The sequence below is a fragment of the Acetivibrio sp. genome, assembly GCF_035371925.1.
Taxonomy (GTDB): Bacteria; Bacillota; Clostridia; order Acetivibrionales; family Acetivibrionaceae; genus Hungateiclostridium.
In genome coordinates, this window is record NZ_DAORXT010000044.1 from 1 (window position 1) to 23,272 (window position 23,272).

26 protein-coding genes and 2 pseudogenes are annotated in these 23,272 nt (G+C 35.9%); all 28 read left to right on the forward strand.

The window, feature by feature from the left end; translation table 11 throughout:
* Nucleotides 1-235: pseudogene (gene leuD, locus PLH43_RS07530) on the forward strand (3-isopropylmalate dehydratase small subunit); the annotation flags it as partial.
* A 16-nt stretch (nt 236-251) separates the two neighbouring features.
* Nucleotides 252-899, forward strand: coding sequence for a hypothetical protein (locus tag PLH43_RS07535; RefSeq protein ID WP_265447372.1), 648 nt, complete (start codon nt 252-254; stop codon nt 897-899).
* A 230-nt stretch (nt 900-1,129) separates the two neighbouring features.
* Complete coding sequence (locus tag PLH43_RS07540) at nt 1,130-1,678, forward strand: DUF5714 domain-containing protein (protein ID WP_324361703.1); 549 nt, start codon at nt 1,130-1,132, stop codon at nt 1,676-1,678.
* A gap of 68 nt (nt 1,679-1,746) precedes the next feature.
* Nucleotides 1,747-2,802: a bifunctional 3-deoxy-7-phosphoheptulonate synthase/chorismate mutase gene (locus tag PLH43_RS07545; protein WP_265447368.1), complete on the forward strand. Its 1,056-nt coding sequence runs from the start codon at nt 1,747-1,749 to the stop codon at nt 2,800-2,802.
* Between the two features lie 196 nt (nt 2,803-2,998).
* Nucleotides 2,999-3,568 carry an N-acetyltransferase gene (locus PLH43_RS07550; protein WP_265447366.1) on the forward strand — a complete coding sequence of 190 codons (570 nt, stop codon included), beginning with the start codon at nt 2,999-3,001 and terminating at the stop codon, nt 3,566-3,568.
* Nucleotides 3,569-3,641: 73 nt separating this feature from the next.
* Nucleotides 3,642-4,472 (forward strand): nitrogenase iron protein, encoded by an 831-nt coding sequence (gene nifH / locus PLH43_RS07555; RefSeq protein ID WP_265447364.1) that lies wholly within the window; start codon nt 3,642-3,644, stop codon nt 4,470-4,472.
* 10 nt (nt 4,473-4,482) lie between these two features.
* Entirely contained in the window at nt 4,483-5,838 is a 1,356-nt protein-coding gene (locus tag PLH43_RS07560) for a nitrogenase component 1 (RefSeq protein ID WP_265447362.1), read from the forward strand.
* A gap of 4 nt (nt 5,839-5,842) precedes the next feature.
* The gene (locus tag PLH43_RS07565) at nt 5,843-7,120 is read left to right on the forward strand and encodes a nitrogenase component 1 (protein ID WP_265447360.1); all 1,278 of its coding nucleotides are present in this window, start codon (nt 5,843-5,845) and stop codon (nt 7,118-7,120) included.
* A 26-nt stretch (nt 7,121-7,146) separates the two neighbouring features.
* Nucleotides 7,147-7,326 carry a hypothetical protein gene (locus tag PLH43_RS07570; protein WP_265447358.1) on the forward strand — a complete coding sequence of 60 codons (180 nt, stop codon included), beginning with the start codon at nt 7,147-7,149 and terminating at the stop codon, nt 7,324-7,326.
* A gap of 263 nt (nt 7,327-7,589) precedes the next feature.
* On the forward strand, nt 7,590-8,807 hold the full coding sequence (locus tag PLH43_RS07575) for an acetylornithine/succinylornithine family transaminase (protein ID WP_265447356.1): 1,218 nt from the start codon (nt 7,590-7,592) through the stop codon (nt 8,805-8,807).
* Between the two features lie 14 nt (nt 8,808-8,821).
* Nucleotides 8,822-9,700 (forward strand): 4-hydroxy-tetrahydrodipicolinate synthase, encoded by an 879-nt coding sequence (dapA, locus tag PLH43_RS07580; RefSeq protein WP_265447354.1) that lies wholly within the window; start codon nt 8,822-8,824, stop codon nt 9,698-9,700.
* Between the two features lie 168 nt (nt 9,701-9,868).
* Nucleotides 9,869-10,678: a radical SAM protein gene (locus tag PLH43_RS07585; protein WP_265447352.1), complete on the forward strand. Its 810-nt coding sequence runs from the start codon at nt 9,869-9,871 to the stop codon at nt 10,676-10,678.
* Nucleotides 10,679-10,729: 51 nt separating this feature from the next.
* Nucleotides 10,730-11,179, forward strand: a complete 450-nt coding sequence (locus tag PLH43_RS07590) for a MarR family transcriptional regulator (RefSeq protein WP_324361712.1) — start codon at nt 10,730-10,732, stop codon at nt 11,177-11,179.
* Nucleotides 11,169-12,080, forward strand: a complete 912-nt coding sequence (locus tag PLH43_RS07595; RefSeq protein ID WP_324361715.1) for an aminotransferase class IV — start codon at nt 11,169-11,171, stop codon at nt 12,078-12,080. Before PLH43_RS07590 ends, PLH43_RS07595 begins: the two co-directional genes overlap by 11 nt.
* Before the next feature lie 35 nt (nt 12,081-12,115).
* Nucleotides 12,116-12,907, forward strand: coding sequence for an electron transfer flavoprotein subunit beta/FixA family protein (locus PLH43_RS07600; protein ID WP_265447345.1), 792 nt, complete (start codon nt 12,116-12,118; stop codon nt 12,905-12,907).
* 71 nt (nt 12,908-12,978) lie between these two features.
* A complete protein-coding gene (locus tag PLH43_RS07605; RefSeq protein ID WP_265447342.1) occupies nt 12,979-14,184 on the forward strand; it encodes an electron transfer flavoprotein subunit alpha in 1,206 nt (401 codons plus the stop codon).
* 31 nt (nt 14,185-14,215) lie between these two features.
* Nucleotides 14,216-15,424: a gephyrin-like molybdotransferase Glp gene (glp, locus tag PLH43_RS07610; protein WP_265447340.1), complete on the forward strand. Its 1,209-nt coding sequence runs from the start codon at nt 14,216-14,218 to the stop codon at nt 15,422-15,424.
* A gap of 12 nt (nt 15,425-15,436) precedes the next feature.
* Nucleotides 15,437-15,964: a molybdopterin-guanine dinucleotide biosynthesis protein B gene (mobB, locus tag PLH43_RS07615; protein WP_265447338.1), complete on the forward strand. Its 528-nt coding sequence runs from the start codon at nt 15,437-15,439 to the stop codon at nt 15,962-15,964.
* 25 nt (nt 15,965-15,989) lie between these two features.
* Nucleotides 15,990-16,976: a GTP 3',8-cyclase MoaA gene (moaA, locus tag PLH43_RS07620; RefSeq protein WP_265447430.1), complete on the forward strand. Its 987-nt coding sequence runs from the start codon at nt 15,990-15,992 to the stop codon at nt 16,974-16,976.
* Between the two features lie 3 nt (nt 16,977-16,979).
* On the forward strand, nt 16,980-17,465 hold the full coding sequence (moaC, locus tag PLH43_RS07625; RefSeq protein WP_265447335.1) for a cyclic pyranopterin monophosphate synthase MoaC: 486 nt from the start codon (nt 16,980-16,982) through the stop codon (nt 17,463-17,465).
* A gap of 149 nt (nt 17,466-17,614) precedes the next feature.
* Complete coding sequence (locus PLH43_RS07630) at nt 17,615-18,079, forward strand: MOSC domain-containing protein (protein ID WP_265447333.1); 465 nt, start codon at nt 17,615-17,617, stop codon at nt 18,077-18,079.
* Nucleotides 18,067-18,552, forward strand: a complete 486-nt coding sequence (locus tag PLH43_RS07635) for a MogA/MoaB family molybdenum cofactor biosynthesis protein (protein WP_265447331.1) — start codon at nt 18,067-18,069, stop codon at nt 18,550-18,552. The genes PLH43_RS07630 and PLH43_RS07635 overlap by 13 nt, the downstream gene beginning before the upstream one ends.
* A gap of 309 nt (nt 18,553-18,861) precedes the next feature.
* Nucleotides 18,862-19,215 (forward strand): transposase, encoded by a 354-nt coding sequence (locus PLH43_RS07640; protein WP_265447329.1) that lies wholly within the window; start codon nt 18,862-18,864, stop codon nt 19,213-19,215.
* A complete protein-coding gene (gene tnpB, locus PLH43_RS07645) occupies nt 19,212-19,565 on the forward strand; it encodes an IS66 family insertion sequence element accessory protein TnpB (protein WP_324361722.1) in 354 nt (117 codons plus the stop codon). Before PLH43_RS07640 ends, tnpB begins: the two co-directional genes overlap by 4 nt.
* 160 nt (nt 19,566-19,725) lie before the next feature.
* On the forward strand, nt 19,726-20,925 hold the full coding sequence (locus tag PLH43_RS07650) for an ISLre2 family transposase (protein ID WP_265448065.1): 1,200 nt from the start codon (nt 19,726-19,728) through the stop codon (nt 20,923-20,925).
* Nucleotides 20,926-21,245: 320 nt separating this feature from the next.
* Nucleotides 21,246-21,389, forward strand: coding sequence for a hypothetical protein (locus tag PLH43_RS07655; RefSeq protein WP_324361725.1), 144 nt, complete (start codon nt 21,246-21,248; stop codon nt 21,387-21,389).
* A 292-nt stretch (nt 21,390-21,681) separates the two neighbouring features.
* Nucleotides 21,682-22,359, forward strand: a pseudogene (locus PLH43_RS07660) (transposase); the annotation flags it as partial.
* A gap of 261 nt (nt 22,360-22,620) precedes the next feature.
* The gene (locus PLH43_RS07665) at nt 22,621-23,205 is read left to right on the forward strand and encodes a molybdenum cofactor guanylyltransferase (protein WP_265448069.1); all 585 of its coding nucleotides are present in this window, start codon (nt 22,621-22,623) and stop codon (nt 23,203-23,205) included.
* The last annotated feature ends 67 nt before the right edge of the window (nt 23,206-23,272 follow it).

Here is a 23,272-nt window from a genome sequence, read left to right on the forward strand (position 1 = left end):
GATTTTCTTCCGTAATGCAATTAATATAGGTTTAATGCTGGTGATAAATCACGAGATCTATGACCATGTTTCTACCGGAGACAACATAGAAGTTGATTTTGAAAACAAACTTATTATAAACAAAAGCAATAATAAAAAATTTGAGTTTAGTATGAATAACATGAGTATAATTGATGAAATTGTAAAGCATAATGGATTAATCAATTATATAAAAGAGAAAAAGTTCAACGTGTAGTTGGGGGGAGATGGAAATGTGTAATTTGCAAAATAATGATTTGTTGTGCAGCAAATGTCGCTGCCAAAGAGATAAATTGTTTAAATACATAGACATGAAAAATTCTGTAACAATGGCTACACTTGGACCCGAAGGCACAACAAGCAGCGAAGCGGCAAAAGTTTTTAAAAAATATATAGAAACTAGAAACCAACAGGCTAATTTGAAAATTGATTTATATAATTCTTTTGAGCTGGCATTAAATGAGATTCATAAAAGAAATGCAGACTTTATTCTTTTACCAAATGCTTACGGTAAAATGACTTATTTTTACTGGGACACTACCATTGAACTTGGATTTACTTTTATAAATAAAACACCGGAATATGGAATTGCAATGCTCGATAAAAAGAATTTGTATGATAAGCCCACATTATCCATTTCGACTTGTAAAGCAGTTGAACATCTACTGCAAGAATTGATGGATACAACTGAGTTTAGATATAAAAACTATGAAATTGTTGAGGCAAATTCTACAACAGAATCTTTAATGTTGTTGGAAGACGGAAAAGTAGATTTGGCATTAACAAATGATACAAGCTTGAAAAACAGCGAAGCGTATTTTATTTCTAAAACAAAATCTACGGAAGTTTTGTGGTCTGTATTTATGTTAAAGACGGTTTAGCACTTAATATGTATTTGAATCTCCTTAAGCAAAGGAGTTAAATATATTTAGTAATTTTTTGTGAGGTTGATACTATGAGTTTTGGAAAATGTTCTATATGTAATTCCATTATCCTGTACAAAGAGGATTTTTTCAACGCAAAGTGTGAGTTTTGCGGCAAAGAAGAAGAATCATACATTATTTGCTCAAATAATCACTATCTTTGTAAGGTGTGTGCAGCAAAAGAGGTCATGGACAAGCTTTATGAATTTATTCCTACTGTTGATTTAAAGAATCCTCTGGATATAGCAGAAAAAATTATGAGCAAATGCGGGATTTCCGGACATACACCCCACCCTATAACGGCAGCAGCTTTTCTGACAGCAGTAAAAAATGTTACTAATCATATAACAAATGATGATGTACTGGAAGGAGTTTCAAGAGCTTACGATATACCCGGAGGATGGTGTGGATATTATGGTGCTTGTGGTTCGGCTGTAGCGTTAGGTACAAGCTTTAGTGTTTTGCTGAATGCTACTCCAAATTCAGATAAAGAGCGTAGCATAGCAAATAGAGTAACTGCAGAAGGTTTACACGAAGTTGCTGAGTTGGGAGGCCCATATTGTTGTGTTTCATCAGTAAGAGCAGTTTTGGAAAAAGGAATAGAACTATCAAAAAAATACTTTGGACTTGAGTTTCCCGAAAAGCAAATTAAATACAAAAAGTGTTGGGCGGCTACATTTCAGCCAAATTGTAAAAAAGAGAAATGTAGGTTTTACAATATGGAATTAGAAAAATAATAGCTTTTTTATTTATAAAATTTATAAATAAATTTATAAATAAAAAGAATTATTTTTACGAGGGTAATATGAGTAAGAGTTTAAAAACTTTAAGACAGGAAATTGATGATGTTAATAGTTCTATTCTTGAATTGCTCAATAAAAGAACAGAATTAATAAAGGAAATAGTGGATTTAAAAGATCAAAAGGGGATTGAATATTTTGATGCTGAACGTGAAACAGAAATGATGGAGAAAATCCTGGGACAAAATAGCGGTCCCTTATATAATGAACTTGTAAGAGAGATTTTTAGTACCATATTTTCTGCATCATTGAAATTTATGGGTATTAGTCATCAAAAAAAGCTGTTGGTAAGTTCAAGCTCGAAGGAATGCTTTATGAGTGTTCATGAGATGTTTGGATTAGCTGACAATGAATTATTTATAATTGCAGGACCGTGTGCAGTTGAAACGCCTGAATATCTTGAAATAATCGCCGGACATTTAAGAGAGAAAAATATTAAATTTATAAGAGCAGGCGCCTACAAGCCAAGGACATCGCCATATGACTTCCAGGGACTGAAGAAAAAAGGCCTGGAAATATTACGTGAAGTTTCTAAACGTTATGGGCTGTTTAGTGTTACTGAAGTGGTTGACACAAGAGAGGTGGATTTGGTAGCACAATATGCAGATATACTTCAAATTGGTGCAAGAAATATGCAAAACTTTGAACTGTTAAAAGAGGTAGGTAAAACCAATCATCCGGTATTATTGAAAAGAGGAATTAGTGCAACAATCCAGGAATTAATTTTTGCTGCAGAGTATATTGCGTTAAATGGAAATAAAAAGATAATTTTGTGTGAACGCGGAATCAGAACTTATGAAACAAAAACAAGAAATACACTTGATATTTCTTCAATCCCTATTATAAAAAAGGAAACACAATTACCGATTATTGCCGATTTAAGCCATTCACTTGGGAGAAAAGATATAGTTAATAATATTGCAAAAGCTGTTCTTTCAGCAGGTGCTGACGGTATCATGGTAGAGGTTCATCCAATTCCCGAACTGGCTCTTTCCGACAGTAAACAACAACTTAATTTGAATGAATTTGACGATATGCTTGATTTTATAACGAGGAAATAGCTATAAAGAAGGCAATTCAATGGAGACATTGTTAAAATCATATGGAATTTGGTTTACATACGAAACTATTGACATATGCAACTATTATCTAATATTATATATGTATGATGATAAATAATTCTGATTGAATCAGAATAGAAAACTAATTTATTATAGTTTTTGTAATTATAATTTTTGTAGGAAAAGTGGGATGATTATGGTTATTAAACAACTGTCTGATTACGGTTGCGAAGTTAAGTTGAGAGAATTTATTGAAGATTTATTTAATAATTGGAAGCAGGAAAGCTCTTTTTCGCAAGAAAATATTTGCTGCCCTCAACGGCCTATTAATGAGATAATGGAAAAAGTTGAGGCAGTTGACGGAAATGCGTCTGAGTTTATAATTGCTTTTGATGAGAAAACCGAAAGCATTTGCGGCATGCTGTATATTACATTTAATTCTGATAACTCAGCACATATTAGCTTGGTAAATGTCAGCCCTAAATATAGAAGAATGAGAGTTGGCTTTTCATTATTAAGCTATTCTATGATTTTATCTGCGAAGAAGGGCATTGATTGTGCAATGCTGGAGACTTGGAACGGCAATCACAGGGCAATTGCATTATTTGAAAAGTTTGGGTTTACTAAAACTTCGGCTGATGAAAAAACAATTGAGCTTAAAACCAATTTGCCTAAAATTCTGCAACAAGCATTTCCCGATTTGAAAAGTCTTTCATTGGATTATTCAATTTTAAATGACGAAGTTTTGCAAAAGATTTTATCATAAACTTTTCAAATATGGACAAATAGCACAGAATTGAAGTTTTAACATAGTAAAATGAACGAAAAAGGTGAAAAAATTGAAAAGTATAAAGCAAATTGCTATTTACGGCAAGGGTGGAATCGGAAAATCAACTACGTGTTCAAATATATCAGCTGCATTGGGTTTAATGGGATACAGGGTATTGCAAATCGGATGCGATCCGAAAGCTGATTCTACAAAGAACTTGGTTGGCGGAAGAAAAATGCCGAATATTTTGGATTATGTCAAAGAAAATTCAAAGGACATTTCAATTGATAAAATAGTTACTAAAGGATTTGCCGGTACATACTGTATAGAAGCCGGAGGACCGGAGCCCGGAATAGGATGTGCAGGCAGAGGGATTATATCGGCTATTGAAATTATTGAGCAGCTAAACTTATTTAAGGAATTGGACATTGAAGTAGTAGTATACGATGTTTTAGGAGATGTTGTTTGTGGCGGTTTTGCAGTTCCGCTGAGAATGGGATTTGCAAAAGAGGTATATTTGGTTACCTCGGGGGAAGTAATGGCATTATATGCTGCCAACAACATTGCAAAAGCCATCAATAGATTCGGTCAAAGAAGTGATGTACGATTGGGCGGAATTATATGCAACCGGCGTAATGCATACTTAGAGAAAGAAATCGTAAGTTTGCTTTCGGATAAATTAAGCACACAGGTTATTGGATGGATTCCAAGAGATAACATTGTTCAAGAATGTGAGTTGGCTGAAAAGACTGTAATGGAGGGCAGTCCTGATTCCAATCAGGCTCAAGTTTACAGAGAGTTGGCCAAGAGCATTCTTGAAAACGAAAATTTTGTAATTCCTACTCCTTTAACGGATGAGGAGTTTGATAAATTAGTTAAGGAACCGTTAATAAAAAGATAGGATGTAGATAATGAGCAAAGAAGTTGAAAGCAAGATAGCAATGTTAAGTACATTGGTTAAAGAAGTAAAAGCTGACAATTTAAATATCAGGGATTGTATTGACATGCACCAATTTTGTGCATTTTGGGGTGCATTCGATATTTTAAATTATTTTAATGATGTAGTAATTCTTGTGCACGGTCCTTCCGGTTGTCTGGGCAATAGAAGATTTCTTCCGGCAATGGGACATTTAGGAGAGTGTGATAATAAACCTCATTTATCAACTTCATTTACAAATAGAGAAGTTATCTTCGGCGGGGAAAAGAAGTTGATAGATAGTCTAAATGAAGTAAACAATCAGTACAATCCCAAAATCATTGCTGTTTTGACCAATTGCTGTGCGGATATAATCGGAGATGATGTTGAAGGATGTATAGAGGGGTTGCCTGAAGAAATAAGAAGAAAAACAATTTATCTAAATTCAGGCGGATTTTCCGGGAAATCCTACAGACGCGGCACAGAGATGGCATTTAAACTTTTAGCCAAGCATATGCCAATGGACATGCATACATCGGATAAATCTGACAGAAATGGAGAACAAAAAAGTGTAAATCTGTTTTTAAGGCGTTGGATTTGGGATCAGACAAAGCAGGAAGAAATAAATGAAATAAAGAGAATGCTTGAAATGATTGGCGTAAAATTAAACAAAATATTTAATCAAGGTATATCAATTGAAGATTTTTATGAAATGCAAAATGCACAATTGAATGTTGCTTTATGCTTATTCTTTGGCATGGGGCTTTTTGAGGAACTGAACAACAAATTTAATATTCCTTATTCAAAGGTCACATATCCAATGGGGTTATTTGCCACAAAGAAGTGGCTAAATGAGATTATAAGAATTCTTCAGTTGGATGTTAATCTTGAAGAAATAGAGGAAGTTAAGCAGCTGGAAGAGCAGCGTAGGAAATTAGTAAATGAAATAGGAAAAGGACGAAAGTGTATTATCTGGACACAGACCGGAGAACGTATGCTTGCGCTGGTGAAGCTGGCATATGAACTGGAAATGGACCCTATAGTTGTAGGTGTCGAACCTTCAATAGTTAAAGACAAATTACCCATATTTGAAAAAGAAGTATTGGAAGACGGACTTGACGTGAAAGTATTTGCTTCAAAGTATATTGAAGATGTTAAAGGATTAATAGATTATTTGGGAGACCCGGTGATTTTTTGCAACAATAATTATTTTCCCAACCAAACAGTTTTTAAGTATAGGTTTGCACATAATCCTGTATACGGGTTTAACGGTACAAGAAAAATATATCAGGAAATGTTCAATGCATTAAAAAGAAAGAGCAATAAATATTCATTATTTGTGGAAGGTTGAAAATATGAGAAATACAAATCTATGCATTGATTCAATTGAAAAATGCGGTATACTTGGCGTCAGCCATGTAATTGCCCAAATAGTGAATTCTTCAGTTGTTATTCATGGACCGAAAGGGTGTGTTTATCCGGCTTACGAAGCCTCAATAAATTACCCTTTAAATATAAACTATACTGAGATGTGTGAAAAGTCCACTGTTTTTGGTGGGGAGCATAATGTAAGCGAAAAAATAGTTGACGAGTTTTACGAAAATAGCCCCGATTTAATGGCTGTAATAACCACTTGCTCATCTGAAATAATTGGAGATGATATTGACGGATTAATAAAACTTGCCAACCTGCCGATTCCTGTAATTCGAGTTGACGGTGGAGGATTTCTTAACACGCAGACATCTGGAATGAATGTGGCTATGAGAGCATTAATTGAAAAATTGTGTGAAAACGGTGATAATACTTATCCGCTGGTAAATTTAATCAGCCCGGTTTGTATAAGTTCAAGTTGGCAAGAGGATGTCAAATATCTGTCTGATTTGCTAAATGAATTTGGAATTAAAGCAAGGCCGTTATTTTGTAATGCAACTGTTGAAGATATAAGAGATTATTGTCGTGCACGCCTGAATGTAATAATATGTTCGCCAATTGGGCTGGATGCTTGCGAATATATGAGCAGGAGGTTTGGGATTCCGTATATATCTTTACCGTATCCTATAGGTGCGGAAAAAACGGAATTTTTTATTAAAAGTATTGCAGAGGCTTTGCAAAACAAGAACGATATATCACCCCTGCTGGAAGAAAAAAGAACTGCTATTAAGAGAAAATTTAATAACGGCATGGGCAAAGTAAACACTTTCAGACTTTTTGAAAATATAAAAAAATTAAAAAAGATGATAGTTGGGCCTCCGGAAATTGCACTGGCATATTTAAGGATTATAGTAAATGAATTTGAAGACAAAATAGACACAGTAATTGTAAAAAGTTTGTCGATTGAAGATGCTGATGAAATTAAAGCCAAGATTAAGGAAGTATCTTCTTTAACGGAAGTAATTATTACGGGTGATAATCAGATAGTAAAAGAAAGTATACAAAACTTGAAGCCTCAGGTTTTGCTGGGAAGTGATACTGAATATTATTTTGCAAAAGAATCTTGTGAACCTGCATATATTAATATTTGTTATCCGGGCGCAAGAGAAATATACTTTAACCGACATCCTGTAGCAGGATACGAAGGAGTATTACATTTCTTTGAGCAATGGTATAACAAAATTATTAACAGATACTATTAATATTCTGCATGAAGGGAGGATTAAATGTGAGCCAGGAAGATGTTAAAATCAAAACAAATGAACAAGCTATTGAAAAAAGCAGTGTAAATGAGTCTGTTAACGAGGTAAATGGGTGCTGTTGCGAAGATAGTTGCTGTGATCTGTTTAGTTACAAGAGGCCGACAGAGGAAGACAGGAAAAAGACCAAGAGAAAAACTTGCTGCTAATGAATATTGAAAATCCAAAGTAGTCAGAGTAATCTACTGTTAAATAATTTGCTTAACGGTAGATTATTCTGATTTTAGCATTAAATTTGCAGTATGAGTAAGTTGGAAAGAAAAAAATATATTTATTAACGTTGAAAATTATGAACAGTTAATATATATTAAACTTAATTACTATAATTATTTGCAGTAATAACAGCATTATAAAAATGCATTATAGTAATCGAAGGGAAATATTTATTTGTTAAAGGAATGGTGATTTCGATATGTCATGTGATTGTTACGGCGATTCTGCAGAATTGCTGCAAAAAGCGGAAAAATCTTTAATGTATGTTACCAATCGTCCGGATATAGTTTTTGTAAAAGGTAAGGGTTCATATCTATGGGATAGTAATTCCAACAAGTATTTGGATATGATAGCGGGCTGGGCTGTGTGTTGTTTGGGCCACTCTCACGAAGTAATGGTTGATGCTTTGACAAATCAAGCAAAATTACTGATAAACCCAAGTCCTTCTTTTTATAATGTGCCTGCAATAGAGTTTGCAGATTTGCTTACAAAAATCTCCTGTATGGATAAAGTCTTCTTTATTAATTCTGGAGCAGAAGCGAATGAGGGTGCTATTAAACTGGCCAGAAAATACGGTCAAAAACATATGAACGGAGCTTTTGAAATTATTACTGCCTGGAATAGTTTTCATGGAAGAACATTGGCTATGATGGCCGCTTCGGGCAAAAAAGCGTGGGAGAACCTTTATAATCCTAGACCGCAGGGATTTGCAAAGGTACAATACAATGATATCGAGTCGTTAAAACAAGCAATTTCCGAAAATACCTGTGCCGTTATGCTTGAGCTTGTTCAAGGAGAGGGTGGTGTAATAGTAGCCGATAAAACATATGTTAAACAGGTACGTAAGCTTTGTGATGAAAATAATATCTTACTTATAATCGATGAGGTACAAACCGGATTAGGCAGGCTGGGACACATGTTTGCATATGAATATTATGAAATCGAACCTGATATAATGACACTTGCAAAAGGCATAGGAGGAGGATTCCCGCTTTCGGCTCTTCTTGCAAAAGACAGGGTATGCTGTTTTGAAGCCGGAGATCAGGGTGGAACCTATAGTATGACACCTTTGGCTACTGCAGTAGGAAAGGCGGTAGTTGAGGAGATTATCAATTCGGATTTGTGCAATAACGCAAAAAAAATGGGTGAATATTTTACTGAGCAATTATATAAATTGATGGAACAATATGATATCATAAAGGAAGTAAGAGGAAAAGGCCTGCTGCTTGCAATTGGGTTACATAAAGAAATTGCTAACGAGATAAGAGATGAATGCTTGAATAATTTCTTGATTATTAATGCTCCGAATACAAAAACACTAAGGTTTATGCCGGCTTTAAATATTTCCAGGGCTGAAATTGATGAGGCTGTAAGTATTTTAAGCAATGTTTTGGATAAGATTTCTAAAAAATCTTGAAAGAGGTGTTGTTTATGAGGTTTGAAGGCGTATATGTAGCCGTTGTTACTCCATTTGAAAACGGAAAAATAGCCGAAAAAGTATATGAGGCGTATCTGGAGAGATTAATTAAATCGGGAATAGCAGGTATAATAGTTTGCGGAAGTACGGGAGAATCTTCCATGTTGTCCATGGAGGAGCATATTAATCTATTCAGGCTCTCCAAGGAAATAGTAGGAAACAGAATACAAGTTATTGCAAACTCCGGGGCAAATTCGACTCATGAAGCTATTTACCTGACTCAAGAGGCTGAAAAGATAGGGGTTGATGCAGCTTTATTGGTAGTTCCCTATTATGTTAAGCCTACACAAGAAGGTTTATATCTTCACTATAAAGCCATTCATGATGAAACAAAAAATATTCCTCTGATAATATACAATGTGCCAAGTAGGACAGTAGTGGATATTAAAGTTGAGACAGTTGTAAGATTATCTAAACTGGAAAGATATGTTGGTATTAAAGAAGCTTCTTCTGATATGGAAAAGGTAAGTATAATGGTATCTCAAACAAAACCTGACTTCAGTGTATTGTCCGGAAATGATGCTACATTCTTGCCGCTGCTGACGGTTGGAGGGCATGGTGTTATTTCTGTTATAGGAAATATTATGCCAAAAGAATTGGTTGAACTCTATGACAGTGTCAAAAAAGGCGACCTGGCAAAAGCTTTGGAGATTAACACTAAAATGCTGCCCCTTTTCCAGGCACTTTCCTTCGAAGCAAATCCAATACCTGTAAAATATGCTTTGTATAAGATGGGGGAAATATCCAATGAATTGAGATTACCCCTGACTCCATTGAGTGAACCGTATCAGAAAAAAATGGATCAAGTATTAAAAGACTTGTCATTGATATAAAAGGTTTTATTTTAATATCAATATTTGCAAAGACTTATTTTAAATGGTTAATAGATGGTTAATAGGATGATGATTGTTAGTTTTTCAATCATCTATCTTATTAACTAAACTATTTATTTTAAGAAATTGGGATTTATGTAAATAATTGTTTTGAAAGCAGGTATATATATGACTGAGGTGTTTCACCCTTGTTTTGATGAAATTGAATCGGGATGTCGAATTCACTTGCCGATAGCAAATAAATGTAATACTAAATGTAATTATTGCAAGAGGGCATTTTCAAAATATGAAATAAGGCCCGGTGTCACTGAAAAAATAATAGATGTAAATGATATACCCACCTATGTTAATGAAAGTTTGGAAATATATAATGATTGCAGGATTATTGGAATTGCAGGACCGGGTGATCCGCTTGCAAACCCTGATAATACTTTTTCTGCATTTGAAATTATAAATCGGAATTATCCTGATTTCAAAAAATGTATGTGTACAAATGGTTTTGGGGTAGAAGATTGTGCCGATAAGATAAAAGAAATCGGTATGGATTATATTACTCTCACTATTAATTCTATAAATGTCAGTACTCTTTGCAAAATATATAAATTTATTTATTATCGGGGTAAATATTATGAAGGAGAATCTGCAGGACAACTTATTTTGAGATTGCAAAAGGCTGCATTGGATATTTTAACTGGCATTAAGGGTTTAAAAATTAAAATAAATGTTGTTTTTATACCGGGAGTTAACGATAAAGAAATTAATGATTTGATACAATTTCTTTGTAAATATAAAATTGATATAATAAATATTATCCCTCTGCTTTCTGTGAGTGGAACCAGGTTTGAAACGATTGAGCCTTTAACGCATGATGAATTTTGCAAGATTAAGAAAGAGCTTGAAAACAGGTATCCTGGAGTAAAGTTTAAACGGAGCTGTCAGAGGTGCCGTTCTGACGCGAGAGGAAGAATACATTCATAAAAGTTTTTAGATTATATCGAAAAATATATTGTGGTCTAGGAGTGGATTTAGATGATTACATCAAATCGTGAAAAAGTATTAAGAGAACTGATAAGACAAATTGAAGCAAAACTGGGGATACTGAATGAAATGGAATCTTCATGTTGTGGGGTATCTTTTACACAATGCCATGCAATTACGGAAATTGGTCGCAGTGGCAATATTTCGCTGAGTGAATTGGCGGAAAAATTAAATGTTGACAACAGCACAATGAGCAAAACCGTTAACAATATTGTCAATAAGGGTTTGGCTAACAGGGAGATAGATCCGAATGATAGAAGATATGTTACCATATCATTAACTGAAGAAGGTAAAAAAGTATTTGAAGAAATAGAGTATACAATGAATAACTATTTCAAAAAAATATACGAAAATATTCCGGAGAACAAGAGGGAGCAAGTTTTGGAAAGTCTGAAGCTGTTAACGGATGCGATTACAAAAGGTGTTTGCTGTGGTAAATGATGATGTTTTCAAATGTTCAGTTTGGAATTTGAGCACGCTACACGCTAAGTATCAATCGAAATTACGAGGTGAGACAGCAATGGTCGTTTCCGACTCTATAGGTGATTATTGCATAATAAATCATGAAACTAAGATGATAGATGAACTAAATTTAATTAAAGCAGATAAAATTGTGTATGAAGTTGTGCGTATTGTTAATCGTATACCCCTTTTCCTTGAAGAACATTTATTACGATTGGAAAAATCATTTTCTTTAATGTGTACACGTTTTATATATGATTTGGAAGTTATAAGAGCGGATATTGAAAAACTAATTTCGGTCCAAAAATTGGAAAACTGTAATGTGAAGATTGTGGCTACGGTTGTAGATAGCTGTCAGGTGGTTGCAATGTATTTAAGTGAGTTTTATTATCCTAAAATAGAAGAATACTCGAAAGGGGTATTTGTAAGTCTATTCAACATTGAGAGAGATGATCCGAATATCAAGAAGATTAATACTGATTATATAGATGCTATACACAAAAGATTAATAGAAACTAAAGCATTCGAGATACTTTTGGTAAATTCGAGCAATGAGATACTTGAAGGCAGCAAGTCCAATATATTTTTTGTTAAAGGAGAAAAAGTATTTACCGCACCGGATGATCTTGTGTTAAAAGGGATAACAAGAAGTCTTGTAATAAATATTTGCAGCGAATTGGGAATAGATTTGGTAATGAAGGCTTTACCTGTTAGCGAACTGTCAAATATTGAGGCTGCATTTCTCACGGGAACTTCAATAAAGGTATTGCCAATATCTAAGATAGACAACTATAATTTTTTGTCTGCTTCAAACAAGATTGTAGTTGATATTATGGAAAAATATGATGAACTTATTAACAACTGTTTAATGAACGGTTAATGTAAAGACATTGTTTAAAGTGGAGCTGATTTTTATTGAATATTATTGTTTGTGTTAAACAAGTGCCGGAAACTGCAAATGTAAAAATCAATAAAGATACCAATACCATTATTCGTGAAGGCAGCAATAGCATTATAAATCCGTTTGATCTTTATGCAGTAGAAGAGAGTATCAGGATAAGAGAATCTGTAGGAGGCAATGTAACTGCAATTAGTATGGGAATACCACAAGTGGTAGAATTGCTAAGAGAAGTAATAGCAATTGGAGCAGACAATGCAGTTTTGTTAAGTGATAAAGCTTTTGCCGGCGCTGATACGCTTGCGACTTCCCGTACCTTGGCAGCAGGTATACGAAAAATCGGTAACTATGATTTAATTATTTGTGGAAGACAATCAACGGATGGAGATACCGCTCAAGTAGGTCCCAGCCTTGCTGAAAAACTTGGAATACCGCATATAACATGCGTTAGTAAAATTGAAGAAATATCAAAGGATCCTATAAAATGTCACAGGCTTTTGGAAGACGGATATGAGATTGTTGAAATGCGTTTACCCGGACTGATAACAGTTGTAAAAGAAATCAACGAACCAAGGCTTCCTTCATTATTCGGCTTAAGAAAAGCTATGCAAGCAGAAATACCCGTCTGGACAGCCAAGGATATTGATATTGATTTTGAATTATGTGGAATTGCCGGTTCACCTACCTATGTATTGGACACATTTGCACCTGAGCATCATGTTGAAAATGAAATACTAAACGGAGAGCCTGAACAGCAAGCAAAGATCGTTGCGGATAAACTTATGGATATTTTATACAAAAATAGTTGAGGATAATTCTGGGCAGTTATTGAACAAATGTTAATTATTCTGACAAAAATTAATGACTTGGAGTGTTTTTAATGGCAAAATTAGAAATTTTGTCCGACAAATGTGTTAAGTGTTTGCAATGTCTGAATGTATGCCCTTGTAATGCGATAAAAGAAGATAAAAACGTAATTTATATAGATGACAACTGTACATTATGTGGCGTTTGTATCTCAAAATGCAGTTTTAATGCGATAAGTCATGATAATTTTGTTACAAGTAAACCCGATATTGATGAATACAGAGGAATATTGATATTTGGAGAACAGAGAGACGGAAAGATACCTGGTGTTGTTCATGAATTGTTGGGGGAAGGCAAGCGATTGGCCCGACAATTGGGTACAAATGTATCGGTGGTACTACTTGGAATTAATACTGATAAAATGATAAGAGAACTTTTTGCATTTGGTGCAGATATAGTTTTTCAAATAGATCATCCGCTTTTGGAATACTTCAATGATGAACTGTATGCGGACATAATTACACAGGTTGTACTTCAAAATAAACCGGAGATTTTTCTAATAGGTGCAACCACATATGGAAGTTCATTGGCGCCACGCATAGCATCCAGGCTGAATACGGGTCTTACTGCCGATTGCACTTGCTTGGAGGTTGACGTTGAAAAGAGGTTGTTAAAGCAAACCAGACCCGCTTTTGGCGGAAATTTGATGGCTACAATAATTTGTCCGAACCGCAGACCACAAATGTGTACGGTGCGGCCTAAGGTAATGAGACCTGTAGAGCCTGATTTTGACAGGGTTGGACAAATTATAAGGCCCGATGTTGTTATTTCTCAGAACTTAAAGGTTAAAAAAATAGGTTTTATCAAGAATAAAGTTCAGAAAGTTAATTTGGCTGATGCAGATGTTATTGTGTCAGCCGGCAGGGGAATTCAGAAACCTCAGAATCTTGAACTAATTAGAGAATTTGCAGATTGCCTGGGCGCGGCAGTCGGAGCATCAAGGGCATTGGTGGATGCCGGGTGGATTGAATACAGTCATCAGATTGGACAGACAGGTATAAGTGTCAGGCCTAAAATTTATATTGCTTGCGGAATTTCGGGTGCAATACAGCACTTGGCGGGTATGATGTCGGCTAAATACATAATTGCAATTAACAAAGATCCGAATGCACCAATATTTAAAGTTGCAAATTTGGGTATAGTCGGCGAAATAGAGCGAATTGTTCCGGCACTTATAAAGGAAATGAAAAACAGGAAACAGCAATACATAACTTGTTAGTTGTTTTGACAGAGGTTATCCGGAGGTTTATATGTTAAGGATTGAAGAAGCAAAAGAAATTGTATTGAATAGTGTGGTAAAAGTAGATTCAGAAGTGGTAGATATAACATCTTCGTTAAACAGAATCCTTGCATGCGATATATATTCGGATATTGACCTGCCTGTTTTTGACAATTCAGCTATGGATGGTTATGCAGTTATTTCATCCGAACTTAAAGGAGCATCCTCTGAACAGCCTGTATGTCTTGAGATAGTTGGAGAAATCCCTGCAGGATATACTTATTGTGGCAGATTGAAGAATGGAAGCGCTATAAAAATAATGACCGGTGCTCCGATTCCTGAAGGAGCTGACGCAGTTGTTCCAATTGAGTATACAAAAGCGGAAGGCAAACTGGTAAAAGTGTTTCGCGGCGTAAAAGAGAAAGAGAATATCAGATACAAAGGTGAAGATGTAACACGGGGAAAGGTAGTAATTGCGAAAGGCAAAAAATTATCCCCGGTTGATATAGGAATGCTTGCCGCACAGAATCTTCATACTGTCAGTGTTGCCAAAGCACCCAGTGTGAGTATATTGGCCACTGGAGATGAAATTATCGATATAGGAGAGGAATTGTCACCGGGTAAAATAAGAGATATTAATAGTTACAGTTTATATGCGAGTGTCATTAAATATGGGGGAATACCTGTAAGACTAGGTATTGCCAAGGACAATAAAGATGCGATATGTAAAAGTATTGAAAAAGGCTTAAATTCGGACATACTTTTAATTTCCGGAGGAGTATCTGTCGGAGACTATGATTTTGTGAAAGAAGTATTAATAGAAAAGGGAGTAAATATAAAATTTTGGAAGGTTGCCATTAAACCTGGGAAACCGACACTTTTTGGAGTTAAGGGAAATACGTTGGTATTTGGATTGCCCGGCAATCCGATTTCTACATTGGTAACCTTTAGAGAGTTTGTATTACCTGCTATGTTTAAAATGCAGGGACGGATAGATAACCCAGTTGTCGAACGATATGCAGTTTTAGAGAGTGACATATCTGTAAAATCCGGACGAAGACATTACATTATGGGGCGCATTTGTTACAGGGACGGGACATATTTTACGAAACCTGTTGGAATTCAGAGCTCCGGTGCACTTAATTCGATGCTGCAATCCAATTGTTTGATAGTTGTACCGGAAGATACAGCTCAAATTAAAAGCGGTGAACGAGTTTTAGTGCAATTATTGGACGAATAAGGAGTAATTGGAATGGTACCGATAGTTTCAGTAGTTGGAAAGAGCAATAGCGGAAAGACTACCCTGATAGAAAAATTAATTCCTATTTTAAAAGAAAAGGGATATAAAGTGGGTGCCATAAAGCATGATGCTCATAAATTCGATATAGACCATGAAGGAAAAGATACTTGGAGAATGGCCAGGTCTGGGGCAAATACAGTTGTAATAACTTCTATGGAAAAGATAGCTATGATTAAAAATATTGATTGTGAAAAAAACTTGAACGAAATAGCACAATGGCTGTTTACAGATGTTGATATCATTATAACTGAAGGTTATAAAAGTATGGATAAACCTAAAATAGAGGTTATACGGTTTGATAATCCTATAACCTCTGCGGATAATAACCTTATTGCATTAGTTGATAATTTTGCTGATGAAAAGTCTTTCGAGCTGCCGGAAGGCTTTGATAATATTAAGTTGTTCCGTTTTAAAGATATAGAGAAAATTGCCGATTTTATTATTCAAAAATTTTTATGCAAAGATTCATCAAAAAGATGAAGTTTAGCTTGAGGTATACGGGGTGATGAAAATTTTAATTGATAAATATGGGCGCAAAATTGATTATCTGAGAATTTCAGTAACTGACAGATGCAATTTAAGATGCATATACTGTATTCCCCAATGCGGTGTAACTCAAGCAATGGAAGAAGATATGCTGAATATAAGAGAAATTGCAAGTTTTGTTAAGGTAGCATTTTTACATGGTATAAGGAAAATAAAAATAACCGGAGGAGAGCCATTACTAAGAAAAGATATAGTATCTTTAATTTCTTCTATAAAAGAAATTGATTCAGCCATAGACATATCAATGACCACTAATGGAGTTTTGATAAAAAAATTTGCATCGGAATTAAAAAAAGCAGGACTTAAAAGATTAAACATAAGCTTAGACTCATTATGCTCAGATAAATATAAGAAAATTACAAAGTACGGAGAACTCAAAGATGTGCTGACAGGCATTGAAAAGGCGATAGAATTGGGATTTTTTCAGATTAAGGTAAACACTGTCATTATAAGGGGTATTAACTTTGAAGAGATATTGGACTTTGTTCACTTTTCCATGCAAACCGGAATTATCGTTAAATTTATAGAATATATGCCGACAAAAAACAGTCTTGACGGGTATGCAAGAAAGTTTGTATCTGCCGATGAAATGAAATTACTATGTAATGAGGCTTACAGCCTTTTGCCGACAGTAGTGGAAGGAAACGGACCGGCAAAATATTATGCAATATCTGGTACAAATGGGATTATCGGGTTTATTAGTCCACTAAGCCGTAAGTTTTGTTCTGACTGTAATAGAATAAGGTTGACATGTGACGGAAGACTTGTTTCGTGTCTGTATGCACAGGAATCGATTGATATTAAAAACAGTCTTAGAAATGGGCAAAATATTGACGAGGTTGCTAAACTGTTATTTAGAGCAATTGCAAGCAAACCGGCAAGCCATAGTTTGATTGTTGAAGATAGACAAATGGATTTCTGTTCAATGATGAGAATAGGAGGATAAAATTTGACAGAAGAATTGAGCCACTTGGATACGGAAGGCAAAGCAAAAATGGTGGATGTTTCGAATAAAGAGCCTTCATTCAGAGAAGCTGTTGCACAGGCTTCGATAGAGATGTCAGAGCAGCTTATTGAGTTGGTTAAATCAAATAAAGTTGCCAAAGGAGATATTTTTAGTGTGTCAAAATGTGCGGGCATTATGGCTGCAAAACAGACAAGCATGTTGATACCTCTTTGCCATCAAATACCTTTGGATAAAGTAGAATTGGATTTCTACATTGAAAATAACCGTATTGTTATCAGAAGTTTTGCCAGGGCATATTCTAAAACCGGAGTTGAAATGGAGGCATTAACTGCGGCATCTGTTGCGGCATTGACAATATATGATATGTGTAAAGCAGTGGATAAAAGCATAGTTATTTCAGAAATTAAGCTACTTAAAAAGGTTGGCGGCAAAAGTGGGGAATTTTGCAGGGAAGATTTAAGTAGATGAACTGTATTGCTAAGTTATCAACTTTTAAAACCGATCAATTGCAAATGATATTAAACCAGTGAAGGCAAAAAAAGGAATGTTATATAGTATCAAAGAAATATACACAAAGGATATGTAAATTTTAAGATAAGAAAGAGAGGAAGTCCAAAGTGGTTGGAAGGGTCTACTCATTGAATATAAGCAAGGTTAAAGGAACTACAAAGCATCCTGTTGCTGAGATAGAAGCAATTGCAAATTATGGTTTTGAAGGCGACGCACATTCAGGAAATCATATAAGGCAAATTAGTCTTCTTTCTATAGAAAGTATTATGAAACAGAACAGTATCAACCGGGATAATAAAATTGATTTAGTCCTGAAACCGGGTGATTATGCAGAAAATATTACCACACAGGGTATCGATTTGGGGAAACTTGAAATAGGTGATTCTCTGTTGATTGGTAAAGATGTAGAATTGAAAGTATCAAAAATAGGTAAGGAATGCCATAATAAATGTGAGATATTTAAGAAAGTTAATAACTGTATAATGCCAAAACAAGGTTTATTCGCTGTCGTAGAAAAATCCGGCAGAATAAAAATAGGTGATGAAATAAGGGTGAGAAAATGCTTAAAATAGCAGTAGTAACGATATCCGACAGTGTATCGAGGGGTCAAAGGGAAAGTATCAGTGACAAAGTAATTGCTGAAACGGTAAAAAGTATCGGCATAGTTAACAGTCACATAACAATTCCGGATGAATTGGATACAATAGCAGAATGTTTGAGGGATTTAGCGGATAGTGGAAATGTGGATATTATATTGACAACAGGAGGGACCGGATTGAGTCCCAGGGATGTTACTCCTGAAGCTACATATAAGGTGATTGACAGAGAAATTGCCGGTATTGCCGAAAAAATGAGAATGGAAACTTCAAAGTATTCGCCAAATGCCATATTATCGCGAGCAGTTGCCGGAACCAGGAAAGATACGCTCATTATAAATCTTCCCGGAAGTCCGAAAGCAGTAAAGGAATGTTTAGAAGCAATCTTGCCCGTTTTAGTGCATGCAGTTGATGTTATCAAAGGAAGAGTGGTAAGATGTGGAGGGTAGCTATTAACTAATGGAGTCAGGACCTTTGAAAATTGTTGTGCAGTATCGGTTATAAGAATACCTAGCTATATCGAACAGGAAAAATAATAGCTTTTACCCTTCAGTTTTCTCGATGTTGTTTACTATTGATAGTTTTTGATTAGCTGTTCTCAATCGTAAATAATATGGGGATAGAACCCCGAGAGTTTGTAAGCGTCAAATATACCATCACATAGTATAACAGTTGCGAAGTTGATACAATCACAATAAATACAGTTGAAAAAGTTGAAAAAGTAAGCAAACTTTTTCAACCAGAAACGGAGTGATTGTATGGACACACAAAAAGTAGCGGCAGAGTACCGATTGTCGCAATGGGCACAAGTGATACAGGCACAGCAGGAAAGCGGGCAAAGTGTCAAGGATTTCTGTAAGACGGCAGGGATAAGCAGAAACGCATACTTTTACTGGCAGAAGAAGTTGCGGAAGGCTGCTTGTACAGAGTTTTCAAAAACGGAAGAACCCAGTAATATTGTGCCGAGTGGATGGATGCAACTTACGCCGAAACAGGCGCAACACGCAAAAGAAACGTTGGGCATTGAAATTAACGGCTGTCATGTTGCTGTGAATGATGAAACAGATCTTGAACTGCTGAAAAAAGTCTGCAGGGTATTGAGGTCGCTATGATAAGATGGAATGACAAACCAGTTTATCTCTGCTGCGGATACACAGATATGAGAAAATCCATAAATGGCCTGATGTCGCTTGTACAGGAGAGTTTTTCCCTTGACCCGTTTGCAGACGCATTGTTTGTGTTCTGCAACCGTAACCGGAACAGGCTTAAAATCCTCGAATGGGACGGAGACGGGTTCTGGTTGTATTTTAAGCGTTTGGAACGCGGGCGTTTTCGCTGGCCATCGGAGGGGGACAGCGCCACAATGGTTCTTGATGTGAATGAACTATCGTGTCTGATTGACGGAGCCAGGCTGGAAAAAAAGCTTAGCCGTAAGGAAGTATTTGAGCGGCAAATTTCGTAAAAAACAACGCAAAAATATTTTTAAAATGTGCCTTCGAGTAAAATTATCATAGGCAAATTTCGAAAAAAATATGGGAAGGACCCAAAATAGGTCTTCCCATAATCACGATTTTCCTGTAGTTTGTAAGTTATTGAGACAACCAAACGAAAGGAATCGTGATATGGATAGTATAACTGTTGAGAAGATAACATTCAAGGAGATAGAGAGAATATTTTTTGAAATCGGCTGTGAAGTAGCGCGAATGCTTATGCAAGCGTTTATGGAGAAATTAGACAAAGAACTTGCAGGGAGAAGAAACAAAGCCGAATACAGGCATAAAGGCACTAGAACAACCACCATAAAAACATTGATGGGAGAGGTATCCGTCAATCGGAACGTGTATAAAAGAATCAAAGAGGATGGAAGTGTCGAGCATGTATACCTGCTGGATGAGGCACTGGGGCTGGATACCATCGGGCTTGTATCTCCCAATCTTGTAGAGAAAATACTTGAACACAGCTGTGAAATGTCCTTCAGGGAAGTATCCCAAGCCGTGTCCGATTTCACGGGTCAGAGCATCAGCCACCAGGGAGTGTGGAATATAGTCCAAGCGGTTGGAGAAAAGCAAGCAGAAGCTGAGAAGCGCTTGATAAAGGCATATGAGAATAATGAGTTATCAGGGAGGAAGAAAGTGCCCATATTGTTTGAAGAAGCAGATGGGTTGTGGCTTTCGATGCAAGGCAAGAGCAGGGAAAATTCCTCCAAAGGCAAAAAAGAACTCAAGGTAGGAGTGGTATACGAGGGCTGGGGAAAAAGGTATCCTTCATCCAAAGAGTACAAAACGGTTGAAAAAACAGCCTTTGCCGGATATATGAAGCCGGAGGAATTTAAAGCACTCAGGGATGCAGTAGTAGCAGAAAAATACAATGTGGATGAAATCGTGTATCGGATATTAAATGGGGATGGAGCGTCCTGGATCAGACAGGGTGATGATTTGGAAACAAATATATTCCAGCTGGATTCTTACCATCTTGCGAAGAGTGTGGTGAGGAATGTATATGACAAACAAGCGAGAAGGCATATCATGAGGTGGCTTAAGGCAGGAGAATTTGAAAAAGCCTTCAAGAAGATCGAGGAATTAAAATATGCATGTGGCGGGGTAGAAAGTGAAGTAAAAAAGCTTACCATTTTGGAGAATTATATAAAAAACAATATAGATGGGATTGTGCTTTACAAAGAGAGGGAGGATATACGACTGCCCAAAGCTCCTGAAGGTATTGAATACAGGAATTTGGGGACGATGGAAAGGAATGTAGGCATATTTGCAAAACGAATGAAAGGAGCAAAAAGCTGGAGTGAAAAAGGAGCTACTAATTTATGAAAAATCATAGCATTAAAGATGGGAAAAGGCTTTAAGGATAAGATAGCAGCACTTGTGTCTGGGAAACTGTCAGAGAAGGTCACGGAACGGTTTTCGGAGGTTATAAGGATAACAAAGACATCTGTGAATCGGGCGGTGAGGAAATCGGTATATCCAATGCATCGTGGAGAAATACCATTTTCCAACAGCAAGGTAACGAATGGGAGGAAAGCAATACGAAGCATGTTTGATTTAAAGCCGTTTAGTGAGATGGTATACAGATAGTATTTACCAAAAAGCTTGCTTTTTTAGCAGATTCCCGAGGCAAAAGATGTTGGAATTTGCATATAGCAGTCCGGCGTCCGCCATGCTATACTTGGGAAGACGAGGATGAAGGAAGAAATGAAGCTTGCTTCTTCCCTTCATCCCTCGGCAAAAAGAATAAAAGCATGGCGGAACGGGTATATCAAGGCACTGTGGAATAAATGGGAGGGTGCCCGGCTCTGCCGGGAGGGAAACCGTTTATGCCGCAAAAGGCCTTGATATACCCGTTAGACGGACGGATGTGATATTAGTCATACCGTGGACAGTTATTTGCTTTAGAGGTTTTACATGCAAAAATGCGAAAATGTTTTCACCTTTTTTGAGGATGGTATAAATATACAAAATAGCCTTTAACCTACAACTACAAGGAAAAGAAAAGTTTGCCCACGTTTACTTGACACGAACGGATAGATACAAAGCTGAAATAATTACGGCGGAAAAAATGGTAAACTTGTAATAGCACTAGATGCAATGCCTGCCAATACTGCGGATGAGACCAAGATGGGTGAATTGCTGGACAAAGCAGATGAAGACGGCTTCCATGTTGATAAATTATATGGGGATACTGCATATTCTGACTGGGATGAGATGAAAAAGCGTGAAGGCGAAACTAAGTTTTATGTCAAGGTAAGAAATGCAGTCAACAAGGATGGTATGTTCACAAAAGATGAGTTTAGTATCGATCTCGAAGAAGGAAAAATTACGTGTCCTGAGGGAAACGTGGCAGTTTTTGGCCCGGACAGAGAGATAAAGGATTCCGGATTACCAGTTAGCTTCAATGAAGAAATCTGTAAGGATTGTCCATTAAGGGATAAATGCACAAAAAGCAAAACAGGGCGGACAGTTACAATCAATAAAAACGAAAAGGATATTTTAAATGCAAAAAATGAACAAAGGACAGATGAATTTAAAGAAGATTATTCCAAGCGGGCAAATGGCGAGCGAACAATCTCGGAGCTTACAAAATACGGTGGTAGGCAAGGAAGATATATTGGTTTGCATAAGACAAAGTGGCAGATATTGATGGCAGCGATAAACAACAACGTCAAAAAGCTCATGTCGTTCATTAATAATACTGAAAAACGGAAAAAATCACAAATAGAGGGCGTTTTATGCCCAAACGGAACATGAAAATGACAAATTGAAGGAAAATAGGGTGGGAAAACGCTCAGAAACAGCGATATTTAAGGATACATAAGCTCCGACGTAGAAATAGTTGTAGATTATAGGTAAACTCAAATTGTCGGATTGCAGGTGCTATGCCAAATCGGGTGTTTCCGAGTGGACTCCTAGGAGTAACTGCTTTAAGATATATTATATAGTTTTGAAATTCTAAGAAAATCAAAGCTATATAAAAGAAATTCAATATTTATTGAGATAGGAGATAGATAGATGACAGGGATAATATTAGCTGGAGGAAAGAATAGTAGAATGGGTAGAAAAAAAGCCTTTATAAATGTAGAAGGGAACACAATTATTGATAGAATATTAGCTATTTTTAAAGAAGTTTTTTTAGAAGTTATAATTGTTTCGAATACACCTGAAGATTTTTCTTATACTGGTTTAAAAGTTGTTACGGATATAATTCCTGATAAGGGTCCGCTTGGGGGCTTGTATACAGGTCTTGTTAATATGAAGTATGAACGATGCTTTGTTGTGGCGTGTGATATGCCTTATATAAGCAAATCACTTGTGAAATATATTATTGATATTCCAAGATACGATATTATTGTTCCTAAAATTGATGGTCTTTACGAACCTCTATTTGCTTGCTATTCAAGAAGGTGTGCAAATTTAGCAAAAAGACAGATGGAAGAAGGTAATTTAAGGATAACTGACATTTATTCATATTTTACTGTAAAAGAAATTTATGAGGATGAAATAAGAAAATTTGATAGTAGTATGAGATCGCTTGTAAATATTAATACTCCCGAGGATGTTTTTGGCAAGTACAAATTCAAGCATTCCGGAACTTAATTTTTCAAGCACCCTGGGTAAGTTGTAAAATTAATTGCCCAAACATGATAAAAAAGAAGTGACTCAA

Bases quoted from the DNA above. Each gene is read 5' to 3' on its own strand.
- PLH43_RS07535 (WP_265447372.1), top strand. From the start codon at position 252: ATGTGTAATTTGCAAAATAATGATTTGTTGTGCAGCAAATGTCGCTGC.
- PLH43_RS07540 (WP_324361703.1), top strand. From the start codon at position 1,130: ATGGACAAGCTTTATGAATTTATTCCTACTGTTGATTTAAAGAATCCT.
- PLH43_RS07545 (WP_265447368.1), top strand. From the start codon at position 1,747: ATGAGTAAGAGTTTAAAAACTTTAAGACAGGAAATTGATGATGTTAAT.
- PLH43_RS07550 (WP_265447366.1), top strand. From the start codon at position 2,999: ATGGTTATTAAACAACTGTCTGATTACGGTTGCGAAGTTAAGTTGAGA.
- PLH43_RS07560 (WP_265447362.1), top strand. From the start codon at position 4,483: ATGAGCAAAGAAGTTGAAAGCAAGATAGCAATGTTAAGTACATTGGTT.
- PLH43_RS07565 (WP_265447360.1), top strand. From the start codon at position 5,843: ATGAGAAATACAAATCTATGCATTGATTCAATTGAAAAATGCGGTATA.
- PLH43_RS07575 (WP_265447356.1), top strand. From the start codon at position 7,590: ATGTCATGTGATTGTTACGGCGATTCTGCAGAATTGCTGCAAAAAGCG.
- dapA (WP_265447354.1), top strand. From the start codon at position 8,822: ATGAGGTTTGAAGGCGTATATGTAGCCGTTGTTACTCCATTTGAAAAC.
- PLH43_RS07585 (WP_265447352.1), top strand. From the start codon at position 9,869: ATGACTGAGGTGTTTCACCCTTGTTTTGATGAAATTGAATCGGGATGT.
- PLH43_RS07590 (WP_324361712.1), top strand. From the start codon at position 10,730: ATGATTACATCAAATCGTGAAAAAGTATTAAGAGAACTGATAAGACAA.
- PLH43_RS07605 (WP_265447342.1), top strand. From the start codon at position 12,979: ATGGCAAAATTAGAAATTTTGTCCGACAAATGTGTTAAGTGTTTGCAA.
- glp (WP_265447340.1), top strand. From the start codon at position 14,216: ATGTTAAGGATTGAAGAAGCAAAAGAAATTGTATTGAATAGTGTGGTA.
- mobB (WP_265447338.1), top strand. From the start codon at position 15,437: ATGGTACCGATAGTTTCAGTAGTTGGAAAGAGCAATAGCGGAAAGACT.
- moaA (WP_265447430.1), top strand. From the start codon at position 15,990: ATGAAAATTTTAATTGATAAATATGGGCGCAAAATTGATTATCTGAGA.
- PLH43_RS07635 (WP_265447331.1), top strand. From the start codon at position 18,067: ATGCTTAAAATAGCAGTAGTAACGATATCCGACAGTGTATCGAGGGGT.
- PLH43_RS07640 (WP_265447329.1), top strand. From the start codon at position 18,862: ATGGACACACAAAAAGTAGCGGCAGAGTACCGATTGTCGCAATGGGCA.
- tnpB (WP_324361722.1), top strand. From the start codon at position 19,212: ATGATAAGATGGAATGACAAACCAGTTTATCTCTGCTGCGGATACACA.
- PLH43_RS07650 (WP_265448065.1), top strand. From the start codon at position 19,726: ATGGATAGTATAACTGTTGAGAAGATAACATTCAAGGAGATAGAGAGA.
- PLH43_RS07665 (WP_265448069.1), top strand. From the start codon at position 22,621: ATGACAGGGATAATATTAGCTGGAGGAAAGAATAGTAGAATGGGTAGA.